The sequence below is a fragment of the Pseudomonas sp. P5_A12 genome, from assembly GCF_056400685.1.
The window spans coordinates 1-9,939 of the sequence record NZ_JBFUKU010000205.1; the positions used below are offsets into that span (position 1 = coordinate 1).

Consider the following 9,939-nt stretch of genomic DNA (forward strand, 5'->3'; position numbering starts at 1 on the left):
GGTTTAGCGCGTTCCTGTGGGAGCGTGGCTTGCCCGCGATGGCGCCAGTTCAGGCGCTGACAGCTTTCGCCTTGGCCGCCGACTCAACCTTGGAAGCCGGTCGGTACAGAACGTAGTAATACGATCCCAGGCAAATCAGCCAGCAGAAAACCGCTGTCCATAAGTTGTGCGAAAAGAAGTGCGCCCCCTGCATCATCCGGCCAATCGAGAACACCGAGCCCAAGGCGAAGGCAAAGACAAACGCCGCGCGAGCCATGYGCGGGCGACGGTCGCGCAACACGAAGAACAGGGCAAACAGCGTGAAACCGGTGGCGGCATGTCCGCCAGGCCAGCAACGGCCAGGTTTATCCGTGTGCGGACGAGGGCTCAATAATTCGCTGTAGGTCTCGTGGCCGCCGAATTGCTCAAGGCTCCAGGGGCATTGCACTGCCGTCACCGCTTTCATCGGAGTGACAAAGGAGGTTGCCAGACCCAGAGACAGCACCAGGCAGCCCAGTTCCCGTTTGAACGGCTTGAGCCGGGTCATGAAAAACGAGCCGATGAAGCCGAGGACGGCTAATACCGAGAACGCGATGACTAACTGCTTGGCGCGGTCATGCAGGATGTCTTCCAGGAAGTAACTGTGGCGACCGATGAAGTCCCCTGCCACTGGATCGTAGAACAGCTTGGCAAGGTCCATGTCCAGGGAGGTCAGTTCGAGCAGCACCAGAATGATCGCAGCGACGGCGGGGACACCCAGGCACACCCAGAAATTGAGTGGGCGAGAGGCAGGACGGGCAACGGTTGATGACATGGTGGATCCTGAACAAAGGAACAAGCCCCGGGGCATCAGCCTGGGGCGATTCGGTTAATGTTGGCTGACTTGGCCGGCCCCCTCCTTGGACGCCTTCCAGCCAAGCAGTTGTTGCTTGAAGCCATAACTGGCCGTTTGGTAATAGGTAATCGCACGGGTGATCAATGGATCGTTGGCGGTGGCACGGGACTCACGGCTGTCTGTCAGCGCGTCATCATGTCGACGCAACCCTTGGCGCGGGCTAAGGATCGCCAGATCCTTGCCATCAAACAACCCCAGGTGTTGATAATTGCCAACCACCACTCGCGGCGGTAGCGGATTGTCCTGCAACAGGTTGCGACCAAAGAACGTCGATTCATAATCCAGATTCAGCAAGCCCAGTAAAGTGGGGGCGAGGTCGATCTGGCTGGCCAGTTGTGCGGTCTCGCGGGCTTCGATCAACTTCGGTGCATAAATGAACAGCGGAATCTGATAGTTACTGATCGGCAAGTCTTCCTTACCGGCGCTACCAGCGGTGTGGTCGGCGACGAATACAAAGATTGTATTGTTAAACCACGGCTTTTTGCGCGCCTGATCAAGGAACTGACCAATGGCGTAGTCGGTGTACTTCACTGCACCGTCACGGCCATCACCGGATTTGATGTCGATCCGATTATCAGGATAGGTGTAAGGGCGGTGGTTGGACGTGGTCATCAGTTGCAGCAGAAACGGCTGTTGCTTCGCATAGTCGGCGTCAGCCAGTTTCAGCGTCTGCGTATACAGATCTTCGTCGGCCATGCCCCAGGCATTCTTGAAGTGAATCTCTGCTTCATCGACGCTGCTCTGGTCGACTACGCGATAACCATTACCGCTGAAAAACGCGTTCATGTTGTCGAAGTAACCACGTCCACCGTAAACGAACACGCTGTCGTAACCCACGGCGTTGAGTTGTTGGCCGAGACTGGCGAAACCGCTCTCGCGCCCTACGCGCTTGACGATTGAACGCCCTGGTGTCGGCGGGATGGCCAGGGTGATGGCTTCCAGGCCGCGATCAGTACGGGTGCCGGTGGCGTAGAAGTTGTTGAAGTACAGGCTCTGTTTGCGCAGGGCATCGAGGTTGGGTGTCAGGTCGCGCGGGTTGCCATTGCTGCCCATGTATTTGGCGCTAAAGCTTTCGATGGTCACCAATATGATATTGGGTTTGCGCAGGGTGCCGGGGTTATCAATGTCCCGGCGGATGTCTTGCGGGTCGGTACCGATGAAGCGCGCATTCGGTTCACTTAGCTCGGCCCGAATCTGCTGTGCGACAACGTCGCTCGGCAGGGTGCTGTAAAACTGCGGGTAGTCCAGTTCGTTGTTACGGAACGCTGCAAAAAACTGGTATGGACCGTTGCTTGCCAGCTCGTTTTGGTAGGCGTTGCCACCTTGTGCGCGAGGCGAGTCCTGGCTGAGCAATTGCAGGCTAAAACCAGCAACAATCAATAACCCCAAGGCATTCAACAGGCGCCCGCGCAAGGGTGGCAGCGGGGCGTACATCGCTGCATTGAAAGGTTTGCGTAATACGAAGCTTAAGCCCACTGCCAGAACCGCGAGCAGGCTCAGCAGCTTGCCGATCGGATAGGACTCGAGCAGGTTGTTCAGCACTTCGTCGGAATACACCAGGTAGTCGACGGCGATGAAATTGAAGCGCACACCAAATTCATCCCAGAACAGCCACTCGGCCACTGCGGTGAAGAGCATGGCGAACAGGCTGACTGTCAGCAGGCCCTGAAGAAACCAGCGATGACCGCGCCGACGCCACAAGGCCGGTGGGCACAGCAGCAAGTAGAGGCCCATTGGCAGTGCCGCATAGACAATAAAGCCCAGGTCGTAAATCAAGCCGATGCCGAACACTGACAGGAAGCCGCTGCCGGCCTCGTCCAGATGAGTGAGCAACAGAACCGTTCGGGTCAGAAAGAAAATGGCCAGCCAGGCGCCAGTGACCAGCAGGAGCAAGCGCATGGGTGCGGTCTTGAAGAAGTCCATGTTGTGTACATTCCTTATTATCAGTTACGCGGGAGCTTCACCCGACCGCTGTAGTCAGGGTGTGAACCCATAGTGAAAAAGGTGTTAACTCTATCATTTGGTTGAGCGAATTGATTCCTCCTGCCTGCAACCCTAGCCCTGAGCCACACTTGGCCTTAAGCTGCGCGGGCCAAGACGGCCGTTACTGTGTACGGAGGAGTGCCCATGCGAATTCTATTGGTTGAAGACAACCGCGATATCCTGGCCAATCTGGCTGATTATCTGGGCCTCAAAGGCTACACCGTGGATTGCGCACAAGACGGTCTGTCCGGCCTGCACCTGGCGGCCACCGAGCATTACGACTTGATCGTGCTCGACATCATGCTGCCTGGCATCGATGGTTACACCCTGTGCAAACGCCTGCGCGAAGACGCCCGCCGCGATACGCCGGTCATCATGCTCACCGCCCGCGATCAACTGGATGACCGGCTGCAGGGTTTCAAGTCCGGTGCTGATGATTACCTGATCAAACCTTTTGCCCTGTCTGAATTGGCTGCGCGGATCGAGGCGGTGATGCGCCGCACTCAAGGTGGCGGTCGTCGTACATTGCAGGTCGGCGATCTGGCCTATGACCTCGATACCCTGGAAGTGACCCGCGAAGGCCGACTGCTGAAGCTCAACCCGGTGGGGCTGAAACTGCTGGCCGTGCTGATGCAGAAAAGCCCGCATGTGCTGCGCCGCGAAATACTCGAAGAGGCGCTGTGGGGCGACGACTGCCCGGACAGTGACAGCCTGCGCAGCCACGTCCATCAACTGCGTCAGGTCATCGACAAACCGTTCGCCAAGCCATTGCTGCAAACCGTTCACGGTGTAGGTTATCGCCTGGCCGAGGGCCGTGATGGAGTTTAAGCAGAGCCTTGCTCAACGGATCATCATCGCCTTTGCGCTGATGAGTGCGCTGGTGGCTGGCGCCTTTGCCATGGGCATTGTGGCAACCGTGCACGTGGTGGAAGAAAAACTGATTTCAGCCGGTCTGGGCGGCGACTTGAACCGTCTGTTGCTGATGGACAGCCTGTCGGACTGGAGCCACCGTCCCGAGCCCGACCAGCTGTTTTACTTCAGTGGTGGGGCAGGCGATTTCGAACTGCCCAAGGATTTGCGCAACCTGGAATCGGGGTTTCACGAGGTTTTTCGCGATCATTTGTCGTATCACGCCATGGTCGAAATCGTCGACGGCCGGCGGTATGTTTTGCTTCAGGATCAAAGTGATTTCGAAGAGCGTGAACGGGTGCTGTTTGCCGTGGTGTTAACGGGCTTCGTACTGAGCCTGGCGCTGGCGGTATTTCTCGGTTGGGTCCTGGCGCGCAAAGTCATGGCGCCGGTGGTCCGTCTGGCCCGCCAGGTGCGTCATCGCGATCAGTTGTTAGGTCTGGCGCCGCCCCTGGCGCCCGATTATGCCGCCGACGAAGTGGGCGAGCTGGCTGTTGCCTTTGACGCCACCCTTGGGCGCTTGCGCCAGGCATTGAACCGCGAGCGGCTGTTTACCAGTGACGTCAGCCACGAACTGCGAACGCCATTGATGGTGCTGGCCAGTTCCTGTGAGCTGCTGCTGGAAAATCCTGGTATCGATCAGCGCGGCCGGGCCCAGGTCGAGCGCATTGCCCGGGCCTGCGAAGAAATGCGAGAGCTGGTACAAACCTTCCTGATGCTGGCCCGAGCACAGCGTGAAGACGCCAGCATGTCGCCACAGCAGAATCTGAACCAGGTCGCTGACGGGCTGCTGAATCTGTGGCGAGAACCCATCGAAATGAAGGGGCTGACGCTGATTTTCGAGCCGGGTCCCCCTCCACTCGGCAATTACAACGCAACCCTCTTGCACGCGGTAATGGGCAACCTGCTGCGCAACGCCCTGCATTACACCGAACGCGGATTCATTCGTCTGACCCTCACGGCCACGGGTTTTTTGGTCGAGGACAGTGGTGTGGGTATTCCTGAGGAAAAACGCGAAGCGATGTTCGAACCTTTCGTGCGGGGTTCCGAAAAACGCGGTGAGGGCCTTGGTCTGGGGTTGTCGCTGGTGCAGCGGATTTGTGAGAACCAGGGCTGGACTGTCAGCCTGACGACAATGGAGCCCAATGGCTGTCGTTTTCAGGTCGAGTTACAGGCGTCGAGTGCCCGTTGATTAAATGGTCACGGTGGGATTCCATGAGTTATCGTTAAAGCCCCGTAAAATCCTGAAATAGTTCAGGGTTTTCCTCAACGATATTTTCACAAATGCATGACCTGACACTGACACCAAACCCCATAAGGTTGATTTCATCAGCATTTCAGGTGAGCTTGATGGACGGTCCGATCAAACTTGATTTTTCCGAAAAGTACGACGAACAACACGCTCAACGCTACCTGCGCAAGCATCAGGATGGATTCGATCGCAAGTTGTCCCACTGGCGTGAAGTACAGCTGGCGCGCAAGGCGCTAAAGCTGGCCGGCGAACCTGGGCTGGTGCTCGATTTGCCATGCGGTGCCGGACGTTTTTGGCCAATGCTGGCGGAAAAAGGCAATCGTGCGATCATCGGTGCCGACAACTCTGAGCCGATGGTGAAGATTGCCATGCAGGCGCAACCCGCTGACGTGGTCAAACGGGTACAACCCTTGCACACTTCTGCCTTCGACATCGCCTTGCCTAATAATGCCGTCGACAGCATTTTCTGCATGCGTTTGCTGCACCACATCGGTGAAGCCGAGCATCGACTGGCGATTCTGCGCGAATTCGAGCGTGTCTCCCGTGACAGCGTGATCATTTCGTTATGGGTGGACGGGAATTTCAAGGCTTGGAAACGCAAGCGTTCAGAAGCACGGCGTGAGCAGGAAGGTTACCAAAACCGCTTTGTGTTACCGGCTGCAACGGTGGAAAAGGAGTTTGAGCAGGCGGGTTTCCGTATCCAGGACAAACTGGACTTTATACCGCTCTACGCCATGTGGCGCGTTTACGTATTACGCAAGAGGTAACAGGATGGCAGTGCAATGTGCAGCAGAAAAGGAAGTCGCTCCCCAGGATCGCTTCGACTATTTCTGGAATCAGCACGGTGAGTGGGTAGAAGAACCCAACGTTCGCCGTGGCGGAGAGAGTGGCGTGCAGCGMGTCACGGCCAGCGATGGACAACTGCTCTATGCCAAGCGTCAAACCGGCCATATCTATCGCAGCTGGTTGCACCCGTTTGGTCGACCGACCGTGTTGCGTGAGCAAGATGCTTACATCGGCCTGCGCATGCTCGACGTGGGTGTTCCTGACATCGTTTTCTGCGGCGCACAGCGCGACCCGGTGCATAAATGGCGCGCATTGCTGGTGACCAAGTCGCTGGATGGCTTCGAGGAAGTCGATCACTGGTACGCCGGTGGTGGTCTTGAGCGTCATGGCGAAGCGGTGAATGATCGTGTGTTGAAGGAGCTGGCCGAGAACCTTGCCCGCATGCACAAGGGGCGTTGGCAGCACAGCTGCCTCTACAGCAAGCACGTGTTCCTGCGGGTCAGCGGTGAAGGCGAGTCGGCCAAAGTGGAAATCGCCTTGATCGACCTGGAGAAGTGCCGACAACGTATGACAGCCTCTCAGGCGGCTGTTCATGACATGAAGCAATTGCGTCGCCACTCGTCGTTCAGCGCTACGGATTGGAAAAAACTCGTCTACTTTTATGAGACGGCGTTTGGCAGCGCTATCAAAGGTTTATAGCGATGAAACTCGAAATTGCACGAGGTTTGTTTCTGATAGGAGCCTTGACAGTTGCTTCATTGGCGGTGGCTGCCTGGGAGCAGCCTCGCACGCAAGTCCTCAGTTCAGTGAGCAGCGAAACTCACTGTCCAGTTCCACGAGCCATCAAAGCCTCCGTGGCAGCGCAACCCGACAATGATCTGTTATTGCTCATGTTCGGACTTGCTCAGGGAATAAAGCCGCAAGGTTGACCCGTTTGAAGCTCAAATAAAAGGCCTCGCATTGCGAGGCCTTTTTGTATCCGATTTCCAGTCCATGACGCTGATCAAATGTGGGAGCGAGCAGGCTCGCTCCCACAGGGGTTATGGGTGATGTTTGATGTCGGGTTTAGCCAGCAATGTGTAGATGCATGGCAATACAAACAGCGTAAACAGCGTACCTATCGACATCCCTGTGGCAATCACCGTCCCGATATCAAACCGGCTCACCGCGCCCGCGCCCGTGGCGATGATCAAGGGCACCATGCCAAACACCATCGCTGCCGTGGTCATCAAGACAGGGCGAAGCCGAATGGCCGCCGCTTCCTCCACCGCTTCTCGGGCTGTCAGGCCTTTTTCCTTGCGCAGCAGGTTGGCAAACTCGACGATCAGAATCCCGTGCTTGCTGATCAGCCCGATCAGCGTTACCAGCCCGACCTGGGTGTAGATATTCATGCTCGACCAGCCGAGGAACAGCGGGATCAACGCACCGCAAATCGACAGCGGTACGGTCACCAGAATCACCAGCGGGTCGCGAAAGCTTTCAAACTGCGCGGCCAGTACCAGGAAGATGATCGCCAGTGCCAGGGCGAAGGTCACCCACAGCGCGCTGCCTTCCTGAACGTATTGCCGCGATGCGCCCGCATAGTCGACGGCGAAGCCCGCCGGGGCTTCCTCCCGGGCGATCTGCCGCACGACATCGATGGCTTCCCCCATGCTGACCAGCGGGACCCCGGAAAGGATGGCCGAGTTGAGTTGCTGGAACTGGTTCAACTGCCGCGGTCGGGCACGGTCGGTTACGGTGATCAGGGTCGACAGGGCTAACAATTCGCCTTGGGTGTTCTTCACGTAGTAATTGTTGAGCCAGTCCGGGTTATCCCGGAACGGGCGCTCAACCTGCGCAATGACCTTGTAACTGCGACCCTCGATGGTGAACCGGTTGATTTCCGCCTCACCCAGCAAGGTCGCCAGCGTTCCGCCCAGGTCTTGCATCGACACACCCATCTGCGCGGCTTTGGCCCGGTCGATATCCACCACCACTTCCGGTTTGTCGAAGGCCAGGTCGACGTCGACGAAGGCGAACTTGCCGGACTCCATGGCACGCTTTTTCACCCGGTCCATCACTTGCAGCAGCAACYCGTAATCATTGGCCGTATTGATGACGAACTGAAACGGCAGCCCTTGGCCGGTGCCGGGCAGGGAGGGCAGGTTGAAACCGAAAACCTGCAACCCCGGGATGCTTTCCAGTTTTGCCTGGACCTCGGGGAGGATCTGCATTTGAGTGCGCTCGCGCTGGTTCCACGGCTTGAGCAAGAAGCCGCCGATCCCCGATTGCACACCGTTGAAACCGTTGATCTGGAACGAAGAGTAATACTCGGGAAATGCCTTGAAGATCGAGATGAACTCGTCGGTGTAGGTGTTCAGGTAGTTGAGGTTGGTCGGTTGCGGGGCGTTGGCCAACATGAAAATGATGCCCTGGTCCTCGTCCGGCGCCAGTTCCGACTTGGTGAACTTGAGCAGCACCGGAATCAGGCACAGCACAATGACCGCGAACACCAGCACCACCGGCCGAGTGTTGAGGGTGCCGTGGAGCATGCTCTGATAGCGGCGCTTGAGGCTTTCGAAAATCATGTCCAGGCGATGAGCCAGGCCGCTGGGGTTTTCATCGTGACGCAACAGCAGCGCGCACATCATCGGTGACAGGGTCAGTGCAATGACCCCGGAGATCACCACCGCTCCAGCCAGTGTCAGGGCAAACTCCTTGAACAACGCTCCCGTCAGCCCGGTCAGGAAGCCAATCGGCGCGTAGACCGCCGCCAGGGTGATGGTCATGGACACCACCGGCATGGCGATTTCCCGGGCGCCTTCGATGGCCGCGTCAAAAGGCGTCTTGCCTTCCTCAATGTGCCGGTGAATGTTTTCCACCACTACGATGGCGTCATCCACCACCAGGCCAATGGCCAGGACCATCGCCAGCAGCGTCAGCAGGTTGATCGAGTACCCCATCATTTGCATGAAGAACATCACGCCGATCATCGACAACGGGATCGTGACCACCGGGATGAGCACCGAGCGAAAGGCGCCGAGGAACAGGAACACCACCACAATCACGATCAGCACCGCCTCGAACAGGGTTTTCACCACTTCGTCGATCGAGGCCTGGATGAACAGTGTGGCGTCGTAGGCTATTTCACCTTTGAGGTTGGGCGGCAACTGGGCATCCAGGTCCGGCATGATCTTGCGCACTTCCTTGATCACGTCCAGCGGGTTGGCGCCGGGCGTGGCCTTGATGCCGATGTATACCGAAGGCGTGCCGCCGAAGGAGCTGATGGTGTCGTAGTTCTCCGCGCCCATTTCCACCCGCGCGACATCACGCAACAGCACCCGGCTGTCGCCATCGATCTTCAGGGGAATCGCCGCAAAGGCCTCGGCGGATTTGAGCTCGGTGTTGGCGTTGATGCTGGTCACCACGTACTCGCCTTTCACCTCGCCGGCGGCGGACAGGAAGTTGTACCGGCGTACTGCGTTGGTCACGTCGCTGGCACTCAAGCCGAAACCGGCGAGCTTCACCGGGTCCAGCCAAAGGCGCATGGCAAACACCTGATTGCCGAGGATCTCGGCTTCGGCCATGCCCGGCAGGGTCGCCAGTTTCGGCTGAATGACCCGCGACAGGTAATCGGTGATCTGCGGGTTGCTCAGTTCCTTGCTGAAGTAACTGATGTACATCAGCGCCGAGGCGTCGGCCGATTCCTTGCTCAGTACCGGGTCTTCGGAGTCCTGGGGCAGTTGGTTCTTCACCTCGTTGGCTTTGGCCAGCAGTTCGGTGAACAAACGATCTGAGTTGGCGCCAATTCGAGCGTAAATCGAGATCACCGAGAAGTTCTGGCGACTGACCGATGTCATGTAGTCAATACCTTCGGCACTGGCCAGACTCTGCTGCATCGGTTGGGTGATGTAGCCCTGAATGGTTTCGGCGTTGGCCCCGGGGTACGCGGTCGTCACCGTGATCAGGGCGTTTTCCATGACCGGGTATTGGCGCAGCGGCAGTTTGCTCCAGGCCTGAAAGCCCAGTAGCACTATCAACAGGCTGACCACGGTCGCGAGGACCGGGCGGCGGATGAACGGGTCGGTAAAAGCCATGGGGATTCCTTGATCAGTCCGCGCGCGGCTGACTGTTCTTCTCGGCTAGGGTCTTGTCG

At 57.8% G+C, this 9,939-nt stretch carries 8 protein-coding genes; 5 read left to right on the forward strand and 3 right to left on the reverse strand.

The annotated features are described in order from the left end of the window. Positions 1-49 precede the first annotated feature (49 nt). Together AC1DSG_RS22240 and AC1DSG_RS22245 are read right to left on the reverse strand one after the other, a co-directional pair. Positions 50-793 carry a phosphatase PAP2 family protein gene (locus AC1DSG_RS22240; protein ID WP_477792807.1) on the reverse strand — a complete coding sequence of 248 codons (744 nt, stop codon included), beginning with the start codon at positions 791-793 and terminating at the stop codon, positions 50-52. Between the two features lie 54 nt (positions 794-847). After that, positions 848-2,797, reverse strand: a complete 1,950-nt coding sequence (locus AC1DSG_RS22245; RefSeq protein ID WP_477792808.1) for an LTA synthase family protein — start codon at positions 2,795-2,797, stop codon at positions 848-850. A 204-nt stretch (positions 2,798-3,001) separates the two neighbouring features. Between AC1DSG_RS22245 and colR the strand changes: the two genes are divergently transcribed. From colR to AC1DSG_RS22270, 5 genes are all read left to right on the forward strand, one after another. Further along, positions 3,002-3,685, forward strand: coding sequence for a two-component system response regulator ColR (gene colR / locus AC1DSG_RS22250; RefSeq protein ID WP_007948597.1), 684 nt, complete (start codon positions 3,002-3,004; stop codon positions 3,683-3,685). Beyond that, complete coding sequence (locus AC1DSG_RS22255) at positions 3,675-4,958, forward strand: sensor histidine kinase (protein WP_477792809.1); 1,284 nt, start codon at positions 3,675-3,677, stop codon at positions 4,956-4,958. Before colR ends, AC1DSG_RS22255 begins: the two co-directional genes overlap by 11 nt. A 158-nt stretch (positions 4,959-5,116) precedes the next feature. Continuing rightward, complete coding sequence (locus tag AC1DSG_RS22260) at positions 5,117-5,785, forward strand: class I SAM-dependent methyltransferase (protein WP_477792810.1); 669 nt, start codon at positions 5,117-5,119, stop codon at positions 5,783-5,785. A 4-nt stretch (positions 5,786-5,789) separates the two neighbouring features. Next, complete coding sequence (locus AC1DSG_RS22265; RefSeq protein ID WP_477792811.1) at positions 5,790-6,503, forward strand: lipopolysaccharide kinase InaA family protein; 714 nt, start codon at positions 5,790-5,792, stop codon at positions 6,501-6,503. A gap of 2 nt (positions 6,504-6,505) precedes the next feature. Next, a complete protein-coding gene (locus tag AC1DSG_RS22270) occupies positions 6,506-6,733 on the forward strand; it encodes a hypothetical protein (protein ID WP_477792812.1) in 228 nt (75 codons plus the stop codon). Between the two features lie 111 nt (positions 6,734-6,844). Here AC1DSG_RS22270 and AC1DSG_RS22275 read toward each other — a convergent pair whose 3' ends face one another. Then, entirely contained in the window at positions 6,845-9,880 is a 3,036-nt protein-coding gene (locus AC1DSG_RS22275; protein WP_477792813.1) for a multidrug efflux RND transporter permease subunit, read from the reverse strand. Positions 9,881-9,939 lie beyond the last annotated feature (59 nt).